Consider the following 18,868-nt stretch of genomic DNA (forward strand, 5'->3'; position numbering starts at 1 on the left):
TCCTATCCCAGTGCCTTGCGGATTACGCGAGCGATGATCCATCCAAGCAATGCACCAGCGCCCACGGCCCAGACCGGGTTAATAAAGTCCATGTATTTGGTGTTGACGTAGGCAACCCCCAACAAACCCCCGAGCACTGGCAGCGCATAGCCAAGCGCCGTCAGCACATCATCCTTTCGGATTCGCTGTTGGGGTTTGGGAGTCATCAGCCAACCGATCCTTCGAGGCTGATCGCCACCAGCTGCTGCGCTTCCATGGCGAACTCCATCGGCAGCGCCTGCAGGACGTCCTTGCAGAACCCGTTGACAACCAGCGCCACGGCTTCTTCCTCGTCCATACCACGTTGGCGGCAATAAAAGAGCTGATCGTCATCCACCTTCGAGGTCGTTGCCTCGTGTTCAACACGGGATGAGTTGTTCTTGACCTCGATATACGGCACCGTATGCGCCCCGCACTTATCACCGATCAGCAAACTGTCACACTGGGTGTAGTTCCGGCTGTCCTTGGCCTTGGGGTGCATCGAGACCAGACCACGATAGGTGTTCTGCGCCCTCCCGGCGCTAATCCCTTTGGACACGATCCGCGACTTGGTGTTCTTGCCCAAATGAATCATCTTAGTGCCGGTATCGGCCTGCTGATAGTTGTTGGCAATCGCGATCGAATAGAACTCACCCTGGCTGTCGTCACCACGCAGGATGCAAGACGGGTATTTCCAGGTTACGGCCGAACCGGTTTCCACCTGAGTCCACATCACCTTGGACCGATCACCCCGGCAATCGGCGCGTTTGGTCACAAAGTTATATATACCGCCCTTGCCATTCTCATCCCCGGGGAACCAGTTCTGAACGGTCGAGTATTTCACCTCGGCGTCTTCTTCGACGATGATCTCAACCACAGCAGCATGCAACTGCGCGGTGTCGCGCTGTGGTGCTGTGCAGCCTTCCAGATACGAGACGTAAGAGCCTTTGTCGGCGATGATCAGCGTGCGTTCGAACTGACCAGTGTTTTCCGCATTGATGCGGAAATAAGTGCTAAGCTCCATCGGGCAACGCACGCCCGGCGGGACATAGACAAATGAACCATCCGAGAACACGGCCGAATTCAGCGTCGCATAGAAATTGTCGGATACCGGGACAACGGAACCGAGGTATTTCTTGACCAGGTCTGGATGCTCACGGATGGCTTCGGAGATCGAGCAGAAGATGACGCCGGCCTCTTTAAGTTCCTTCTGAAATGTTGTTCCAACCGAAACAGAGTCAAAAACGGCGTCAACCGCCACCTTGCGACCCTCTGCAGGCGCATCCTCGGCGCCCTCTACGCCCGCAAGAATCATCTGTTCTTTCAAGGGGATGCCGAGCTTTTCGTAAGTTGCGAGAAGCTTGGGGTCGACCTCGTCCAATGATTTCGGCTTTTCTTCCATCGATTTCGGACGAGCATAGTAATACTGGTCCTGAAAATCGATCGGCGGATAGTGCACCATCGCCCATTTGGGCTCTTCCATCTGGGTCCAGCGCTCGAATGCGGCCAGACGCCATTCGGTCATCCAATCCGGCTCGTCATTCTTGTCCGAGATCAGACGGACGATATCGGGGTTTACGCCTTTAGGCGCATACTCCATCTCGATATCTGTTTCCCAGCCGTACTTGTAGGCGCTGACCTCGCGAACCGCATCTACGGTTTCCTGATCAACACCCTCTTTCACCTGGGTCTGGTCCAAAGCGGCCATGACTCACCCTCCGTCTGATCACGCGGCGCGCGCGCGATGCTTTTTCTCTTTTTCCAACCACGTCTCGGCGAAACGCAGCACATCTTCTTCTGTTGTCTCCGGCCCCAGCGATACGCGAATAGCGCTAGCTGCCGTCAACTCATCCAGTCCCATGGCCGTCAGCACTGCACTCGCGCGAACCTTGCCGCTGGAACAGGCCGAGCCCGCGCTGATCGCAAAACCCGACAGATCCATCTGCATGACCTGGGTCTCTCCCTTCCAGCCCGGCGTGGCAAAGCACAAGGTGTTTGGGAGCCGCTCCTGGCCTTTCCCGACAAAAATAGTAGCTTTCGAACCAGCCTCAAGAGCGTTTTCTAGAATATTTCTAAGTTCTGTTACTTTTTCCCAAACGCCATTCGCCAGATCGCTGGCTGCCGCCTGAGCTGCGGCCCCGAACCCCGCGATTCCAATGACATTTTCCGTACCTGACCGACGGCCCATTTCCTGCCCGCCGCCTTTGATCTGCGCGACAAGATCGGTGCCGCGCTTCATCACCAGCGCCCCGATACCCTTTGGCCCGCCAAGCTTGTGGGCCGATATCAGCGCCATTTCGGCACCCATCCAGTTGAATGCGATTGGTAGCTTTCCAAAAGCTTGGGTTGCATCAGTGACGGCAAGACCAGTTGGAAGCTTCTGAACAATCCCGGTTTCCGAATTCGCTAGTTGCAAAGTGGACTGTGACGCGTCCGAGACCGATACAGCCCCGCCCTGAGACACCGGCAAAACCTCATTGGTCCAAGCCCTTACCGCATCATGTTCGATCGCCGCACCAGAAAGGTCGCGCCCTGCCATGGCCAAAGCCGCCGCTTCTGTCGCACCAGATGTAAACACGATGTCAGCACCGTCCGCGCCAAACGCGGTTGCGATCTGCGCTCGCGCTTTCTCAACAACGGCCTTTGCTGCGCGCCCTTCAGCATGGACCGATGACGGATTGCCCACCAGATCCATCGCCGCGATCGTGGCCTCGCGTGCCTCAGACCTCAGCGGGGCGGTAGCGTTATAGTCAAGATAAACCCGATTCATAGATGTATCTTTTCCAAAGTGCGTATTGTTGAGCCACAAAGAAACTTCATCAGATCAGTCGTCCACGACCGCAAACAAGCTGGGTACAGCCGGGCACGGCGCCAAATCATTCCGGATAACATCCGAGAGCCGCGTCTGATGCAGAAACACATACACGTTGGCGCTGAGACTTTCCCAAAGTCGGTTGGTCAGTGATTGCGCCTGACTGCCCGAAGAGGCTCCAGAGGCACCCGCCCCTTTGTGCATCGCATCGACCGTCTCATCGACGGCGGCCAACACTTCGACAACACGAATGTCGGACGCGGGGCGCGCCAGACGATATCCGCCACCTGGCCCACGCACCGAAGCCACCAGATCAGCGCGGCGCAGCTTGACAAAGAGCTGTTCGAGGTAGGGCAGAGAAATATCCTGCCGCTCGGAAATCTCACCCAATGTGACAAGCTTGTCAGAGGACTGCAGCGCGATATCCGCCAGAGCAACCATCGCATAACGTCCCTTGGTCGACAGCTTCATTTTCAATTCCCCTGGGTAAGAACCGCGCGAAAACATTGACGCCGCCTTAGCCAGTGCGTATCTCCCACTGACAGCGTTTTCACGCGACACAATGTAATTAGAACCGTTCTAAGGTACCTGATGATTACCGTCAAGATAATCTCAGGGCCGACGCGTCAAAAAACAGGACCAAAGCACACATGCCCGAGGTGATTTTTCCCGGACCCGAAGGCCGCCTGGAAGGCCGCTACCACCCGCAAAAGGAAAAAGACGCACCGATCGCTATCGTGCTTCACCCGCATCCTCAGTTCGGCGGGACCATGAACAACAAGGTGGTCTATAACCTTCACTATGCCTTCTACAATATGGGCTTCACGGTTCTGCGCTTTAACTTCCGTGGTGTTGGCCGCAGTCAAGGCGAGTACGATCAAGGCATTGGTGAACTGAGCGATGCGGCTTCGGCGCTGGATTACCTGCAGTCGATGAACAACAACTCGAAACATTGCTGGGTGGCTGGATTCTCGTTCGGCGCCTGGATTGGGATGCAATTGCTGATGCGTCGCCCCGAGATCACCGGGTTCATCAGTGTTTCACCGCCGGCAAACATGTATGATTTCTCATTCCTGGCGCCCTGCCCGTCTTCGGGCCTGATTATCAACGGATCCGCTGATCGCGTCGCGCCGCCTGCTGATACGACGTCCTTGGTCGGCAAGCTACATGAACAAAAGGGTATCACGATCACCCACAATGAAGTGGAAGGTGCTGATCACTTCTTCCAGGATCGTCACATGGACACGCTGATGACCGATGTGACGGATTACGTAAAACGCCGCCTGACAGAGAATACGCGCTGATGTCCGATACCATCACCACCCTCGCTGCCAGATTGGCCGAGGACACGATGAAGGTTATGGACGAGACGGGCGAGGATCGATTTTTTGTCGAGGTTGGCGAAGTACTCGGCGCGGCCTCGCAATCGCTGGAAGAAGCTTTCTTGACTGAAATCCGCGTACGGTTGGCCGAACGCAAGGCGCGTCAATTCGTGGTAAAACGGCTGTCAGAGCATCGCTCTAAGCTGAAAGCGATCGAAAAACAGTGAAGCGTCTTCAGGTCCGCAAAAAGAAAAGGAGCCCGAAAGCTCCTTTTCAAAAATATCGTCCGGTCGGCGCTTAAACTGGAAAACCCGATAACCGCTCAACACTCTGGGCTGCATCAATGTCGACGGACCCCCCGTCTGCAAGCCACCCCAACGCCACAATCATTGCCGAAACGATAATGATCGATTTTGCAAAAGTCGTCATTGTATCAAACTCATTAAAAACAAACTAAAAACAATTATTGAGCTAGCACAAAAGCAAAGGCCCGAATAGTCGGGTTTACCTGACCTATGGTAAAGTTGGTTTGGGATCCGGCCCATCAAAGTACTCTGATGAGATTAGGTCGTGCGCAAGCATGCGCGTTTCCCTGACAAGCAAGGTATTTTTAGCAACAACCGCCCACCGCCCCGAGGATAGGGCTGGTATATTTTTTCCCATCGCGTTATGCGCGCGGCAACTTCCCGTTCAAAGGCTGACCACTCATGGACCTGCGCAATATCGCAATCATCGCTCACGTCGACCACGGCAAAACGACCCTGGTGGATGAGCTGCTCAAACAATCCGGAGCGTTCCGGGAAAACCAGGCCGTGGCCGAGCGCGCCATGGACAGCAACGATCTGGAACGCGAACGCGGCATAACCATTCTGGCCAAGGCCACATCGGTCGAATGGAAAGACACCCGCATCAACATCGTTGACACCCCCGGCCACGCCGATTTCGGCGGCGAGGTCGAGCGGATTCTCAGCATGGTTGATGGCGTTGTGCTTCTGGTGGACGCAGCCGAAGGTCCGATGCCGCAGACCAAGTTCGTGACGTCAAAGGCGCTGGCCTTGGGTCTGCGCCCGATTGTGGTGCTGAACAAGGTCGACAAGCCCGACGCCGAACCCGACCGCGCGCTGGATGAATGTTTTGACCTTTTCGCCAACCTTGGCGCGGACGATGATCAGCTGGATTTCCCGGCCATGTATGCCTCGGGCCGTTCTGGCTGGGCTGATATGGAACTCGATGGCCCCCGCAAGGATTTGGCCGCACTCTTTGATCTGATCGTCGATCACGTCCCTGCCCCCAAACAAATTGAGAAAAAGGACGAGCCATTCCGAATGCTCGCCACCACCTTGGGCAGCGATCCGTTTATTGGGCGGATCCTGACGGGTCGCGTAGAAAGTGGCACTCTGAAAGCGGGCGACAACCTCAAGGCGCTTAGCCGCGACGGATCATTGATCGAAAATTTCCGCGCATCAAAAATCCTCGCGTTCCGCGGTCTGGCGCAGCAACCTATCGACGTGGCCGAAGCCGGCGATATCGTCACCATCGCGGGCATGAGCAAAGCCACCGTCGCGGATTCGCTGGTTGCCCCGCAGGTCGAAGAAGCCTTGCCCGCACAGCCGATTGACCCGCCGACCATTACAGTGACTTTCGGCATCAACGATTCACCATTGGCAGGTCGCGACGGTAAGAAAGTTCAGTCGCGTGTCATCCGTGACCGCCTGATGAAAGAGGCCGAATCAAACGTCGCAATCCGCATCACCGACACCCCCGGCGGTGAAGCATTTGAGGTCGCAGGCCGCGGTGAACTTCAGATGGGCGTTCTGATCGAGAACATGCGCCGCGAAGGGTTTGAGCTTAGCATTTCGCGCCCGCAGGTCTTGTTCCGTGAAGAAGACGGCCTGCGCCTTGAGCCCGTCGAAGAAGTTACCATTGATGTGGATGACGAGTATTCTGGTGCTGTCATCGAAAAGATTACCGGTGCGCGTAAAGGCGAATTGGCCGAGATGCGCCCCGCAGGCGCTGGCAAGACCCGTATCATCGCCCATGTGCCATCTCGCGGGTTGATTGGCTATCATGGCGAGTTCCTGACCGATACACGAGGCACAGGCGTCTTGAACCGTGTGTTCCACGGCTGGGCGGCGCACAAAGGACAGATTCCGGGGCGGCGTGCAGGCGTACTGATTTCGATGGAAAACGGCCAGGCGGTCGCCTATGCGTTGTGGAACCTTGAGGAACGGGGTCGTATGTTCGTGGGCCCACAGACAGATGTCTATCAGGGCATGGTGATTGGTGAACATTCGCGCGACAACGATCTTGAGGTAAACCCGCTCAAAGGGAAGAAGCTGACCAACGTACGCGCAAGCGGATCTGATGATGCAGTAAGGCTAACCCCCCACATTCAATTCTCATTGGAAGAAGCCATCGCATATATTGATGACGACGAATTGGTCGAGGTCACACCGAACGCAATCCGCCTACGCAAGCGCTTTCTCGACCCGCACGAGCGCAAACGGATGGCAAAGTCGGCCTGACACAACGCAGTGAACTTGTTCACGATATGGAAACATTGCCATAATCGTGACATTTTTACGTCAACCTAGAAACAACGACAAAATAAAGAGACCCGTCATAAAGGCGGGTCTTCTTTTTGTTTTTTAGTAAAAATAGTCGGTTGAGTGAGCCAGATCACAGAAACCAGAAAAAAAGTCTGCTTGAAAATAGGCGGAAGAACGAGGAATTTGTGTTCAAAGTGTGGCGCCGTTTTTGTATACGGCATTTAAGTTAACGAGTACCTAAGGAGTGGCGCAATGCGCATTAAGTCCAAACTATTATCGGTTGCTTTTGTATCCGCAGCCTTGCCTTTCATCTCTGTAACATCAGCTCAGGCCTCTGAGATGTGCACCGTGAGGACGGCCAAGCAATCCGTATCATCGAACACATTGTGCGCCTGTGACGTCGTCAGTTCTCGCATGGTGCGTTACATCCAGCGCCGCGCGGATTTTGAAAACATCCTAGAGCGCACGTTGATCGACTGCCCGGCCTTTGCATCGGTTTTGACAGATTTACCAACTGCGTCTATTGGCTTTGCAGATCAGCGTTCAGGTGATGGTAAGGCTGACGAGCAAGAACGTGACCCTTCTGGTCCGACATCCAGCGGCCCATCTCCAGACAGCGATCCTGATCCTTCGACACCTGATGGTGAGAAGAAAGAACGGGAGAAAAGGACTCCGGAAGAAAGAAAGAAGATCAAAGAGAAGCGCGCCGAACTCAGGAGTAAACGCGAAGCCGCTCAATTCTGGCGCGAAAACTCCAAAACGCGTGCCGAAGAAGCTAAGCTCGCTAGAGAAATTGGCGATCTAGGCCTCGCGCAATTGAAGAGAGATCAAGCTCGGCTATCTCGCGAAATTGCACGCGAGTTCAGAGATGCCGCCCGTAGTCTGAGGGAAGAGTTGGAACAATATCGTTCTAATGCACAATATCAACCTGCTGCCAAAGAACTTCAGAAACTTGGAGCGTTCGAAACCAAAGAAGTCCGCGGGTTCGAAAAACGGGATGAAGACGATATCGGTCGCTAAGGCATACCGACCTCGATCAATCTGACTTAGAAAATAGTTTGGGCGGCGCTTCTGCGACCGCCCTAATTTTTCGGAACCCTTGATCGGCCTTGCTTTGCCTCGATCAGCTACGCCCGTATACTCCCACCCAGTTCCGAGGCTGCTTGGGATCTTGCATACGCAGGAACAAATAACGCGTCGCCTTCCAAGGCTTGATCTGATTTGTCAGATTGTCCAAAACCAGATCACCTTGGCTCGATCGGTACACCAAAACTGCGTGAGAATTTCTGCGGGTATCGAGCACGGTTGCAAGCAAGAGCTTCCGGGGGTCAATTCCAGCTTTGATCAGGTCCCTTTTTTTCAGAAGGGCGAAGTCTTCACAATCACCTCCCCTGGTCGTCGGCAGCGCCCATAGCTCGCGAGTTTTGTATTGGGACTGATCCGTAACTTCCCGCGTCGAAGAATTCACACGGCGATTGATTTTCTTTACCAACTGCAGTTCTTGCGAGCTGGACAGAGAGACGGAAGCCTTGTGCGCGCAAGCCCACGAATATTGCCGGCAAAGCTGCGCAGCACCCGTCGGTGGTGGAGAAGCTGAAACGCTTTGAATAAAAGCGTCCTTCGCTGCAGCTTCATTACTAATCAGTAAAGACCCTGAAAGCAGGATGGCAAAGCTAAATACGCCACCGATCTTAGCGGCGCGTTTGCAGTGGGCGTCTAAGGTCTTGCTAAAGATGTTCATGCCTATCCCTCGAGTCCTAACCGATACAGCGATCTGCGTGGCTCAGAACCCTACCTATATCTCGGAACATATCCGTAAATGGCGGCAACCACGCAATTATTTCTAGGATAGAGTGGGAAAAACGGCGGAATTTCGTCAGTTTTCATGACCATTTTCGCGCAAGAAAAAGGCAAGCAACGCCACAATCGCAGGATCTAACTCGGTTAGGACACGTAGGAAGGTCTTCTAACCGTTTGTAATCAATATGTTTAAATACGCAAAAGCATCGATTGCGCCAGATCAGATGTCGTGGCGCAACTCAAAGGTCCAGGGAAGGATTTGATTGGCTGGATTCATGCAAACACAGAATCAGTCTGAGCGTCAGTCACTGATTTCGACAACAACCAGTTCGCGCTCACTTGCTCCACGGGCATGGTCCAGCGCCTGTTGGTAGGCCGTTGAGTTATAACACTCCACTGCCGCTTCAAGTGTCGGAAAACGCGCAACCACGTTGCGGGGGCGTTCTTTGCCTTCCAACTGCACGTAGCGCGCTGCCCGAGCGATAAATTCTCCACCATGCGCCGCGATTGCAGGCCCCGCGAGTTCGGCGTATTTCCCGTAAGCGTCGGCATCAGTCACTGTGACATGTGCGATCCAAAGTGCTGGCATATTATGCTCCTAATACCTGTTCGGCTGCCTTGATCGCAGCATCTGCATTCGTGGCATCTTTGCCCCCGCCTTGCGCCATGTCAGGTCGCCCGCCGCCGCCTTTGCCGCCCAGTTCCGCAACCGCTGCGCGGACCAGATCCACAGCTGACACTTTGTTTGTCAGGTCAGGTGTGACACCTGCAGCGACCGCCGCTTTTCCACCGGTATCGGCAATCAGCAAGACCGCTCCGGTTCCCAAACGGCTTTTGTGCTCATCAATCAAGGCGGGCAGGTCCTTTCCGGACACTCCCGAAAGCGATTGCGCAAAAAATGCGATACCGTTCACATCGCGTGCCTCGGTTCCGCCACCCTGCCCGGCGCCCCCAGCCATAGCCAGATCGCGGCGCAATTGTGCGACCTCATTCTGCAGCGATTTGCGTTCATCAAGCAGAGATTTCACGCGCGAAACCACATCGTCCGGTTGCGCCTTCAGCTCTGAGGCTATTGAAGTGAGCCGTTGGTCCTGTTTTGTAAGATAGTTGAACGCCTCATCGCCGGTCAGAGCCTCGATCCGCCGCACGCCCGCGCTGCTGGCACTGTCCCCCAGCACAACGAAGGTACCGATGTCACCGGTCTGGCGCACATGGGTGCCGCCGCACAGCTCGATCGACCAAGTTTCTCCATCCTGGCCCTTGCCAGTCGGCGCTTTGCCCATTGAAACCACACGCACCTCGTCACCGTACTTCTCGCCGAACAGAGCCTGGGCACCCAGTTCACGGGCGTCATCCGGAGTCATGATACGGGTTTCCACAGTCGAGTTCTGGCGGATGAACGCGTTCACCTCGCGCTCAACCTTCTTAATCTCTTCCGGGCTTAGGGCCTTGGAATGGCTGAAATCAAACCGCAAACGATCTGATGCGTTCAATGAACCTCGCTGCGCTACGTGAACTCCTAGAGTCTCGCGCAGGGCTTCGTGCAGAAGGTGTGTTGCGGAATGGTTTGCACGAATGGCCGTGCGGCGCGCATGATCGACTTCCAGCTCAACCGCGTCACCTTTTGAGATCGTTCCATGATCAACCGTGACCTTGTGAGCATAGATTTTACCGTCTGCAAATTTTCGGGTGTCGTCGACGCGGGCGAAATCATTCCGCTCATCCAGACGGCGGAGTTCACCTGTGTCACCGACCTGACCGCCGGCTTCGCCATAGAAAGGAGTCTGGTTGACCACGACCCAACCGGTGCCGCCCGCTTCGATCTTGTCGACCAATGCCCCATCGACCACAAGCGCGGCGATCTGACCCTCGGCCTTCTCGGTATCATAGCCGAGAAAATCGGTCGCCCCGGCTGCGTCCAGAATATCGAACCAAACCACCTGATCCGCGGATTCACCAGACCCGGCCCAAGCCGCCCGGGCCTTGGCCTTTTGCTCGGCCATGGCCGCATCAAACCCATCGGTGTCGACGGTTCGACCTTTCTCGCGCAGCGCATCCTGCGTCAGGTCCAGCGGGAAACCATAGGTATCGTAGAGTTTGAACGCCGCGTCTCCGGGCAGCGGATCACCTTCGGGCAAGCCAGACACTTCCTCATCGAGCAGCTTCAAACCGCGATCCAACGTTTGTTTGAACCGGGTTTCTTCCAGTAGCAAAGTCTCTTCGATCAGCGGTTGCGCCTGGCCAAGCTCCGAATATTGCGCGCCCATCAACTGCACCAATGTCGGCACCAGACGGTGCATCACAGGATCTTTCGCTCCCAACAGGTGCGCATGACGCATTGCACGGCGCATAATTCGGCGCAGAACATATCCTCGCCCGTCATTCGACGGCATCACACCATCTGCAATCAGGAACGAGGTCGAACGCAGGTGATCCGCGATCACGCGATGATGCACGTTCTGATCTCCGTAAGGATCAACGCCAGTTGCATCAGCCGAGGCTTCAATCAGCGTTTTGAACAGATCGGTGTCATAGTTGTCATGGCTGCCTTGCAGCAGTGCGCCAATCCGTTCCAGCCCCATGCCGGTGTCGATCGACTGCATATCGAGTTCAACCATCGAGCCATCTTCGAACTGCTCGTTCTGCATGAAAACGATGTTCCAGATTTCAATGAAGCGGTCGCCATCTTCTTCGGCAGATCCCGGAGGGCCGCCCCAGATGTGATCCCCGTGGTCAAAGAAAATCTCGGTGCACGGGCCGCACGGACCGGTCGGACCCATTTGCCAGAAGTTGTCGTTGGTGGCGATGCGGATGATCCGGTCTTCGGGCACACCGACCTTTTTCCAGATTTCAAAAGCTTCGTCATCGGTGTGGTAAACGGTTGCCAACAGGCGGTTCTTGTCGATCCCGAATTCTTTGGTGATCAACTCCCATGCAAAAGGGATCGCTTCGGGCTTGAAGTAGTCGCCGAACGAGAAATTCCCTAACATTTCAAAGAACGTATGGTGGCGTGCCGTGTATCCTACGTTGTCCAGATCATTGTGCTTACCGCCAGCGCGCACACATTTTTGCGCTGTTGTCGCGCGCTGGTAATCTCGGGTTTCAACTCCGGTGAACAGGTTCTTGAACTGCACCATGCCCGAATTCACGAACATCAAAGTAGGATCGTTGCGTGGAACCAGCGGGCTAGAGGCAACCACTTCGTGGCCCTGCTTTGCGAAATAGTTCAGGAAGGTCGAGCGGATGTCGTTCAGCGTGGGCATTTGGGCTCTCTCAGCGCGCTATCATTCTGGTCCGCATTGGTTTAGCCGCGCACCTGCTGAGTGTCCACAGGCGACACGCCCGAAACGAAACAAGGCGGCCCTGATGGACCGCCCTGTTCCAAGTATCCTTGGCCTTTCGCTGAACCCTGGAAATTCTCCGGGCCCCGTCAGCGTCCTTTAAGCTTCGAGGATATCATCCTCTTCCGCTTCGGGAGGCATCTCGAAATCCAGCCCGTGTGCCGCACGAATCTTGTCTTCGATCTCTAGCGCCGCACGGCTATTGTCGCGCAGATATTGCTTGGCGTTTTCGCGCCCCTGCCCGATCCGCTCATCCCCATAGCTGAACCACGACCCCGACTTTTCGACCACACCTGCCTTGACGCCCAGATCAAGTAGCTCGCCCATCTTGCTGATGCCTTCGCCATACATGATGTCGAATTCAACCTGCTTGAATGGCGGTGCTACTTTGTTCTTCACGACCTTGACGCGGGTCTGGTTGCCAACAACTTCGTCACGGTCCTTGATCGCACCAATGCGGCGGATATCCAAACGAACCGAGCTGTAGAATTTCAGCGCATTACCGCCGGTGGTGGTTTCCGGGCTGCCGAACATCACACCGATCTTCATCCGAATCTGGTTGATGAAAATGACCATACAGTTGGAACGGTTGATCGAACCGGTAAGCTTGCGCATGGCCTGGCTCATCAATCGCGCCTGAACGCCCACGCTGCTGTCACCCATGTCGCCTTCCAGCTCGGATTTTGGCGTCAATGCGGCGACCGAGTCAACTACGACCATGTTCACAGCCCCCGACCGCACCAGCGTATCGGTAATTTCCAAAGCCTGTTCACCGGTATCAGGCTGCGAGATCAGCAGCTCGTCCAGATCAACGCCCAGTTTGCGCGCATATTGCGGATCAAGCGCATGCTCCGCGTCCACGAATGCACAGACACCACCACGTTTCTGTTGTTCTGCAATACAATGCAGCGTCAGAGTGGTTTTGCCGGAGCTTTCCGGCCCGTAGATCTCGACAATCCGACCCATCGGCAACCCACCGATTCCCAGCGCAATATCCAGGCCGAGTGACCCGGTCGAGCTTGCATCGATATCCTGCTTGGCATCTTCGCCCAGCTTCATGATCGAGCCCTTACCGAACTGCCGTTCGATCTGTGCCAGCGCGCTGTCGAGCGCCTTTTGTTTGTCTGCGTTTTTCTTGTCGCTCATCGTCAGAAGATCCGCCATTGTCCTGTCGCCTTCTCTTTTGTCACACCCTTGATCGGGCGGCAATCGCTGCTTTGTTCGCCTCTTGTTCCTTATGGGACCAAAAAGAGAACATTTCAACTAAAACTTACGAAAACCACTCTTCAGCAATTGTGTTAAAGAGTCGTTTACGACAATCTGAGACACGAAAGGCGTTGAAGAGAAAGGATAAATGCTAGTTTTCTATGAAAAGCGACTCGCGCTTCTGTCGGTTCCAAAGACCGGCAGCACCGCCTATCAAGCCGCCCTGCGTGACCGGGCGGATATTGTGGTATCAGGACCCACGGACCTGAAACACGCGAACATGCGCCGCTATGATCGCTTCTTTCAGACCATGTTTCGCAAGATGTTCGATACCGAGATGGACGTAATGGCGATCGTGCGAGAACCCGTCGATTGGCTTGGTAGCTGGTATCGATATCGGACGCGCCCTGAATTGGCCGGTCATGCACATTCCACAAAAGACCTGAGTTTTGAGGCGTTCTTGAATGCCTATATGCAAAGCCCCCGCCCGGCGTTTGCTGATGTGGGGTGTCAGACCGAGTTTCTACAGCCTCGCAAAAATGGTGCGGGCGTCACGCATGTTTTTAAGTATGACAATCATAAGGGAATCCTCAACTTCCTGCAAAATCGATTGGAATGCGAGATCGTTCTGCCGCGCGAAAATGTCTCGCCCGAAAGCCCGATGAATGTATCAGAGCTGACCCTGCACCGCTTTCAATCAAAGCACGCCGCTGAATTTGTTCTTTATCACTCCGCCGAGTAGCGGTTTCAGTTTATTTGCTGAAATACCGCTTCGGTCAGTTGGGTTAGCGAAAACGGCTTTGGCAAAAAGGTGGAATTCTCGATCTCTGGTCCAGATTCTCCAAATGCGCCTTCGGTATATCCGGACATAAAGACCACGCGCACATCGGGTCGCGTTTGCATGGCTTCGCGCACCCATGTCGGGCCGTCCATTCCGGGCATGACCACATCTGTTACGAACACGTCCACTGCAAGCTCAGGATCGTCTAGCAATTGCAGTGCATCTTCTGCCGATTCAGCTTCGAGGACGGTATATCCTTTCAACCGAAGGGCTCGCGTTGCGAAAGCGCGTACAGGAGCCTCATCTTCCACCAACAGCACAACACCTTCGCCTTGGCGCGAACCTTGTTCCGCAGGGGTTTCGGGGTTTTCAGGTTCTGGTGTTTGGATTCGGGCGCTCACCGGTAACAGGACCGTAAACTCTGTTCCTTTGTGCTGAACGCTGTCTACAAAAATGAAACCTCCGGTCTGCTTGATGATCCCATACACGGTAGACAGACCCAGCCCTGTGCCTTCGCCAGTGCGTTTGGTCGTGTAGAACGGCTCGAATACTTTCTGCAGTTTATCCGCGGGGATTCCGACGCCGCTGTCGATGACCTTAACAGTGACGTATTCACCAGGCTGTACTATCGCCCGATCACGCGAGATGGGCTGATCCAAGTTTATCACTTCGGTCTCAATCCGAATCTCTCCACCCTCGGGCATCGCATCGCGAGCGTTGACGACGAGATTCATCAAAACCTGCTCTAACTGGCGCTTGTCTGCACAAACAGATTTAAGCACCGGATCATGGCTGAGTGTCAGGCGTACTTTCTCGCCCACAAGACGGTTCAAAAGATGGATCAGGTCGGAAATCGTGTCGCGCAGATCCAGAACTTCGGGCCGTAGAGTTTGTTTGCGCGAAAAGGCCAACAATTGGCTGACCAACGCTGCCGCACGATTGGCGTTCTGGTTGATTTGCACCAAATCTCCGTAATTCGGGTCGTCTTGGTCATGGCGTAACAGCAACAGATCACAGTGCCCCGAAATCGCGGTCAGCAAATTGTTGAAATCATGCGCGACTCCGCCCGCCAACTGCCCAACCGCCTGCATCTTTTGGCCCTGAACGAACTGCGCCTCCATCGTTTTTAACTCGGTCGCATCATTCAGTACGGCGATCAGGCAGACCTGACCGTCTTTGAGTATCCGAGACAGGGTGACCTGAACAAATATCTCTTTGTCTTCACGCACCAAACGCAAGAACTCTGACCGAGGTGCTGCGCCTTGCTCGGCTGCGTTCGCAAGCCAGTCTCGGATCGGATAACCAAGACCTTGCATCATGTTCTCGATATTCGAGGTTCCCGGCTCGATTTCTCCAACCAAATCGACCGCGAGGCGATTCGCTTCGCCAACCACGCCTTGGGGTGTCAGGCACATGATTGGAACCGGCAGCGCAGCGAATGATGTCGGCTCCGGCGACGATTTAGGTTGCGGAAAGGGTGTCAGAAGTACGTCACGCACGATCCCACTGTGCCGAAGCGTGGAGATACCAAAGGTTCTTTCAGCATCGCCTGACCCGAATCGTACAACGCTGCCCCCACTCTCACCATCACCTTGCGGCCTAACCTCGAGGCTTTCGGGCAATTGACCAAACAATTTGATCGCAATCTCGTTGGCGTCAAGAACAACATTGTTGCGCCCAACTGTCACAACGGGCATTTGAACATTGCGCCAGATTTTTGGCGCATCCAGTTTGAAGCGCCAACATAAAGGACCGCCACTCAAGCGTGATACAGAAACGGGGATTGTCTGTCCTCGCGTAACAACATCCTCTTCCGCCGCTCCGTGTTTTTCAGCAAGCGACTGCAATCGCAGTATCACAGCAGATGGATTGGCAAATACTGTGCGAAGACATACGTCAAATCGTGAATCAGATTTCTTGATCAGGCGCGCGTTGGCGCTGGTGTTTGCAACCAATATCTCACCAACTGGATCAGTGATGATGCAAGCATCATCCTGCTGTTCAAGAAAAGCTGCCATGGCCGCATAGGTTTGCACTTCGATCTGTTTGAAGAACCAAACGCGTGCCAAAGCAATGACTACGACCACCAGAAATGATAGGCCGACGGCCGCAACTCCGGCATTTAACTGTGAGGGAAGAACGCCGAAAAAAGGAAGTGCGCTTAACAATATTGCGATTAGTATTAGTGAGATATATCGACCGCGATCAATCCTCCATCCACTTGAACGTGAAGGAAAAAATTCTGAAATATTAGACATAAACAGCCCAGGTTATGACAATTTCTGAGCAATATCGGCTGGTAATGGTTAACCACCGCTTAATGATCAGAGGTATAAACTGCTTATGGTTGTGCTTTAGGCTTTATGATCGCGTCAAGTGCGCTGTGTAAAAACCGTCGGTCCCGTGTGAAACCAGCCACGATTTCCGAAAGGTACACTTCCAATCCCGGTCAAAAGTCAGGAATTCATCAATAATGTTGTCGTTCTCCAAGTTCAGCATCGAACATGTTGCATAGGCAAGCACGCCTTTGGGAGCAACAAGCGGAGCAACACCCTTGAGGATACTGGTCTGAGTTTTCGACAGATCGCCCAACCGCTCTGGCGTCAGCGCCCATTTCCCTGCAGGGGCCCTGCGCCATGATCCACTGCCTGAGCATGGTACATCGATCAGAACAACATCAAATGGCGCGTGATCGGCGACCTGATCTGCGGTCAGTATGGAAATCTCTGCACCCGCGCGTGCCGCACGATTGGGTAAGTCGCGCATTCGATTTGGGCTGGCATCATGTGCAAAGACTTGAACATCTTTGGCTCTCGCCGCCAACGCCAGAGCTTTTCCGCCACCGCCGGCACAATAATCCAGGACCCGCATTCCAGGCTTTAGGTCTATCGCAGAAACAACCGCCTGACTCGCTGCATCTTGCAACTCGACCAGCCCTTCGGAATAGGCGCTGCTCTGCGCGATCTTGCGTGCGCCTTCGGTTACCTCCAAAGCCGTGTCACAGGCCGAGTGCGGATGCGCCTTGATGCCCTCTTCTGCCAAACACTGGATGGCCTTGGGCAGATCAGCTTTCTGCAGATTGACCCTCAGATGGGCTGGAGCACGTGACTGCAATGCAATAGCGGCAGGCTCGGTCTCGTCTTTCAACGACTTCTGAAACTCAGGCCACAGCCATTCAGGTATATCCAGGCGTTCGGCGTCCGATTGAAACGGCTTGGAATGCTCGGCCTCAGTCACCACAGCAGGTGCAAAGCGATCACCCGAAAATATTGAGAACAGATCCACCGAAGAGGATCGGGCGGCCCCTATCATCAGGCCACGACCTGTTTCTGATCCACCAAGCGCTGCGTAGGATCGCCGACAACGCAGAGCATCAAACACATGATCGCGAACTGCAGCACGATCCTTAGACCCCGCAAAGCGACTGCGCCGGGCCCAGCCTGTCAAAGCCTTCTCTACCGGTGCACCGGTAAGAATGTCATCGAGAATCTCAATCGAAGCCTGAACCCGAGCCGCAGGTGTCATTGCCGTTTCCGTTTATCTGCGCGGCCTTTGATTAAGCCATGCTTCACAAGTTTACATGACGCGGTAATTCGGACTTTCGCGCGTGATCTGAACGTCATGCACATGGCTTTCTTTCAGCCCCGCGCCTGTGATTTTGACGAAATTGCAGTTCTTGCGCATCTCGTCCACTGTCGCACATCCGGTATAGCCCATGGCCGCTCGCAAACCGCCGACCAATTGATGCACAACCGCACTTGCCGACCCCTTATAGGGCACCTGCCCTTCGATGCCTTCAGGCACCAGCTTGTCGTTGGCCGCATCCTTCTGGAAATACCGATCCGCCGAGCCACGCGCCATCGCGCCAAGACTGCCCATACCGCGATAAGATTTGAATGAACGGCCTTGATACAGGATGACTTCGCCTGGGCTTTCATCCGTACCAGCGATCATTGAGCCGACCATGGCACAGGACGCACCCGCCGCTATGGCCTTGGCAAAATCGCCCGAGAATTTGATCCCGCCATCCGCGATGACCGGAACATCTCCGGCCGCGGCAGCGCAATCCATGATCGCCGTCAACTGCGGAACCCCAACGCCCGCAACCATCCGTGTCGTGCAGATGGAGCCCGGTCCGATGCCCACTTTGATCGCGTCAGCGCCCGCGTCGATCAACGCCTTCGTTGCCTCGGCTGTGGCGACGTTCCCGGCGATGATCTGCACCTCATTCGACAGTGTCTTGGCGCGCTTTACCGCGTCCAGCACCCCCTGCGAATGGCCGTGCGCTGTGTCCACAACGATGATGTCGACGCCCGAATCCACCAATTGCTCGGACCGCTCAAACCCTGCATCACCAACCGAGGTTGCCGCCGCCACCCTCAGGCGACCCAGCCGGTCTTTGCATGCAGTGGGGTTCAGCACAGCCTGTTCGGTGTCTTTCAGGGTCAGCAAACCGGTCAGCTTGCCACCACCGTCAACAACCAACAGTTTTTCGATCCGGCGCGCGCGCATCAGGCTTTTGGCCTCTTCCAGATCGGCAGGCTCTTGCAGCATCGCCAGATTGTCCGAAGTCATCATCGCGTGGATCGGCGTATCATCCGAGGTTGCAAAGCGCATATCCCGGTTTGTGACGATACCAACGACCCGACCAGTTTCGTCAACCACCGGGAAACCGGTGAAATTATACCGCTCGACCAAAGCCTGCGCATCCGCCAGCGTCTGATCCGCGCGCAACGTCACAGGGTTATAGACGATACCGGATTCGAACCGCTTTACCCGACGAATTTCACGAGCCTGTTCCTCGACCGAGAGGTTCTTATGCACAACGCCGATCCCTCCGGCTTGTGCCATCGCGATGGCCATGCGCGCCTCGGTCACCGTGTCCATCGCCGAGCTGAGCAGCGGGATGTTCATGGTGATTTCACGCGTCACGCGTGTGCTCGTATCTGCCGTTGCCGGAAGCACAGATGATGCGCCTGGAACAAGAAGTACGTCGTCAAAGGTGAGTGCCTCACGAATCTGCATCTGAAAACCCCATG

The 18,868-nt window shown here is 54.9% G+C and carries 16 protein-coding genes; 5 read left to right on the forward strand and 11 right to left on the reverse strand.

Translation table 11 applies throughout. The features are described from left to right. Positions 1-2: 2 nt before the first annotated feature. The 4 genes from ACR0B3_RS03170 to iscR are packed head-to-tail and all read right to left on the reverse strand — an operon-like array spanning position 3 to position 3,301. On the reverse strand, positions 3-206 hold the full coding sequence (locus ACR0B3_RS03170; RefSeq protein WP_480807807.1) for a hypothetical protein: 204 nt from the start codon (positions 204-206) through the stop codon (positions 3-5). Then, positions 206-1,726, reverse strand: coding sequence for a Fe-S cluster assembly protein SufB (sufB, locus tag ACR0B3_RS03175; protein WP_480807808.1), 1,521 nt, complete (start codon positions 1,724-1,726; stop codon positions 206-208). Before sufB ends, ACR0B3_RS03170 begins: the two co-directional genes overlap by 1 nt. An 18-nt stretch (positions 1,727-1,744) precedes the next feature. Continuing rightward, positions 1,745-2,788, reverse strand: coding sequence for a cysteine desulfurase family protein (locus ACR0B3_RS03180; protein WP_480807809.1), 1,044 nt, complete (start codon positions 2,786-2,788; stop codon positions 1,745-1,747). A gap of 54 nt (positions 2,789-2,842) precedes the next feature. Further along, positions 2,843-3,301 (reverse strand): Fe-S cluster assembly transcriptional regulator IscR, encoded by a 459-nt coding sequence (iscR, locus tag ACR0B3_RS03185; protein ID WP_170683774.1) that lies wholly within the window; start codon positions 3,299-3,301, stop codon positions 2,843-2,845. Positions 3,302-3,480: 179 nt separating this feature from the next. Here iscR and ACR0B3_RS03190 point away from each other — a divergent pair, with 179 nt between their 5' ends. The 4 genes from ACR0B3_RS03190 (at position 3,481) to ACR0B3_RS03205 (ending at position 7,721) form a co-directional block, all read left to right on the forward strand. Beyond that, positions 3,481-4,134 (forward strand): alpha/beta hydrolase, encoded by a 654-nt coding sequence (locus ACR0B3_RS03190; RefSeq protein WP_480807810.1) that lies wholly within the window; start codon positions 3,481-3,483, stop codon positions 4,132-4,134. Beyond that, positions 4,134-4,379, forward strand: coding sequence for a hypothetical protein (locus ACR0B3_RS03195; RefSeq protein WP_170683771.1), 246 nt, complete (start codon positions 4,134-4,136; stop codon positions 4,377-4,379). The genes ACR0B3_RS03190 and ACR0B3_RS03195 overlap by 1 nt, the downstream gene beginning before the upstream one ends. A 480-nt stretch (positions 4,380-4,859) precedes the next feature. Beyond that, positions 4,860-6,677: a translational GTPase TypA gene (gene typA / locus ACR0B3_RS03200; RefSeq protein ID WP_480807811.1), complete on the forward strand. Its 1,818-nt coding sequence runs from the start codon at positions 4,860-4,862 to the stop codon at positions 6,675-6,677. Between the two features lie 276 nt (positions 6,678-6,953). Further along, positions 6,954-7,721 carry a hypothetical protein gene (locus ACR0B3_RS03205; RefSeq protein WP_480807812.1) on the forward strand — a complete coding sequence of 256 codons (768 nt, stop codon included), beginning with the start codon at positions 6,954-6,956 and terminating at the stop codon, positions 7,719-7,721. Positions 7,722-7,824: 103 nt separating this feature from the next. On the opposite strand, the gene ACR0B3_RS03210 is transcribed toward ACR0B3_RS03205, so the two are convergent. From ACR0B3_RS03210 to recA, 4 genes are all read right to left on the reverse strand, one after another. Next, a complete protein-coding gene (locus tag ACR0B3_RS03210; RefSeq protein ID WP_480807813.1) occupies positions 7,825-8,442 on the reverse strand; it encodes a transglutaminase-like cysteine peptidase in 618 nt (205 codons plus the stop codon). Positions 8,443-8,802: 360 nt separating this feature from the next. Beyond that, positions 8,803-9,090: a DUF1330 domain-containing protein gene (locus tag ACR0B3_RS03215; RefSeq protein ID WP_480807814.1), complete on the reverse strand. Its 288-nt coding sequence runs from the start codon at positions 9,088-9,090 to the stop codon at positions 8,803-8,805. Position 9,091: 1 nt separating this feature from the next. After that, positions 9,092-11,764: an alanine--tRNA ligase gene (gene alaS / locus ACR0B3_RS03220; RefSeq protein ID WP_480807815.1), complete on the reverse strand. Its 2,673-nt coding sequence runs from the start codon at positions 11,762-11,764 to the stop codon at positions 9,092-9,094. A 177-nt stretch (positions 11,765-11,941) separates the two neighbouring features. Further along, entirely contained in the window at positions 11,942-13,006 is a 1,065-nt protein-coding gene (recA, locus tag ACR0B3_RS03225; RefSeq protein ID WP_170683765.1) for a recombinase RecA, read from the reverse strand. A 190-nt stretch (positions 13,007-13,196) separates the two neighbouring features. Here recA and ACR0B3_RS03230 point away from each other — a divergent pair, with 190 nt between their 5' ends. Further along, a complete protein-coding gene (locus ACR0B3_RS03230) occupies positions 13,197-13,790 on the forward strand; it encodes a gamma-glutamyl kinase (protein WP_480807816.1) in 594 nt (197 codons plus the stop codon). 5 nt (positions 13,791-13,795) lie between these two features. Here ACR0B3_RS03230 and ACR0B3_RS03235 read toward each other — a convergent pair whose 3' ends face one another. From ACR0B3_RS03235 to guaB, 3 genes are all read right to left on the reverse strand, one after another. Next, a complete protein-coding gene (locus ACR0B3_RS03235) occupies positions 13,796-16,087 on the reverse strand; it encodes an ATP-binding protein (RefSeq protein WP_480807817.1) in 2,292 nt (763 codons plus the stop codon). A gap of 103 nt (positions 16,088-16,190) precedes the next feature. After that, on the reverse strand, positions 16,191-17,354 hold the full coding sequence (locus ACR0B3_RS03240; RefSeq protein ID WP_480807818.1) for an RsmB/NOP family class I SAM-dependent RNA methyltransferase: 1,164 nt from the start codon (positions 17,352-17,354) through the stop codon (positions 16,191-16,193). A gap of 51 nt (positions 17,355-17,405) precedes the next feature. Further along, complete coding sequence (gene guaB / locus ACR0B3_RS03245) at positions 17,406-18,854, reverse strand: IMP dehydrogenase (RefSeq protein WP_170757597.1); 1,449 nt, start codon at positions 18,852-18,854, stop codon at positions 17,406-17,408. Positions 18,855-18,868 lie beyond the last annotated feature (14 nt).

This window comes from Ruegeria sp. CE9 (genome assembly GCF_056537425.1).

What these genes read in the sequence shown, in the direction of transcription:
- ACR0B3_RS03170 (WP_480807807.1), bottom strand. Translation starts at nt 206, where the DNA reads ATGACTCCCAAACCCCAACAGCGAATCCGAAAGGATGATGTGCTGACG.
- sufB (WP_480807808.1), bottom strand. Translation starts at nt 1,726, where the DNA reads ATGGCCGCTTTGGACCAGACCCAGGTGAAAGAGGGTGTTGATCAGGAA.
- ACR0B3_RS03180 (WP_480807809.1), bottom strand. Translation starts at nt 2,788, where the DNA reads ATGAATCGGGTTTATCTTGACTATAACGCTACCGCCCCGCTGAGGTCT.
- iscR (WP_170683774.1), bottom strand. Translation starts at nt 3,301, where the DNA reads ATGAAGCTGTCGACCAAGGGACGTTATGCGATGGTTGCTCTGGCGGAT.
- ACR0B3_RS03190 (WP_480807810.1), top strand. Translation starts at nt 3,481, where the DNA reads ATGCCCGAGGTGATTTTTCCCGGACCCGAAGGCCGCCTGGAAGGCCGC.
- ACR0B3_RS03195 (WP_170683771.1), top strand. Translation starts at nt 4,134, where the DNA reads ATGTCCGATACCATCACCACCCTCGCTGCCAGATTGGCCGAGGACACG.
- typA (WP_480807811.1), top strand. Translation starts at nt 4,860, where the DNA reads ATGGACCTGCGCAATATCGCAATCATCGCTCACGTCGACCACGGCAAA.
- ACR0B3_RS03205 (WP_480807812.1), top strand. Translation starts at nt 6,954, where the DNA reads ATGCGCATTAAGTCCAAACTATTATCGGTTGCTTTTGTATCCGCAGCC.
- ACR0B3_RS03210 (WP_480807813.1), bottom strand. Translation starts at nt 8,442, where the DNA reads ATGAACATCTTTAGCAAGACCTTAGACGCCCACTGCAAACGCGCCGCT.
- ACR0B3_RS03215 (WP_480807814.1), bottom strand. Translation starts at nt 9,090, where the DNA reads ATGCCAGCACTTTGGATCGCACATGTCACAGTGACTGATGCCGACGCT.
- alaS (WP_480807815.1), bottom strand. Translation starts at nt 11,764, where the DNA reads ATGCCCACGCTGAACGACATCCGCTCGACCTTCCTGAACTATTTCGCA.
- recA (WP_170683765.1), bottom strand. Translation starts at nt 13,006, where the DNA reads ATGGCGGATCTTCTGACGATGAGCGACAAGAAAAACGCAGACAAACAA.
- ACR0B3_RS03230 (WP_480807816.1), top strand. Translation starts at nt 13,197, where the DNA reads ATGCTAGTTTTCTATGAAAAGCGACTCGCGCTTCTGTCGGTTCCAAAG.
- ACR0B3_RS03235 (WP_480807817.1), bottom strand. Translation starts at nt 16,087, where the DNA reads ATGTCTAATATTTCAGAATTTTTTCCTTCACGTTCAAGTGGATGGAGG.
- ACR0B3_RS03240 (WP_480807818.1), bottom strand. Translation starts at nt 17,354, where the DNA reads ATGACACCTGCGGCTCGGGTTCAGGCTTCGATTGAGATTCTCGATGAC.
- guaB (WP_170757597.1), bottom strand. Translation starts at nt 18,854, where the DNA reads ATGCAGATTCGTGAGGCACTCACCTTTGACGACGTACTTCTTGTTCCA.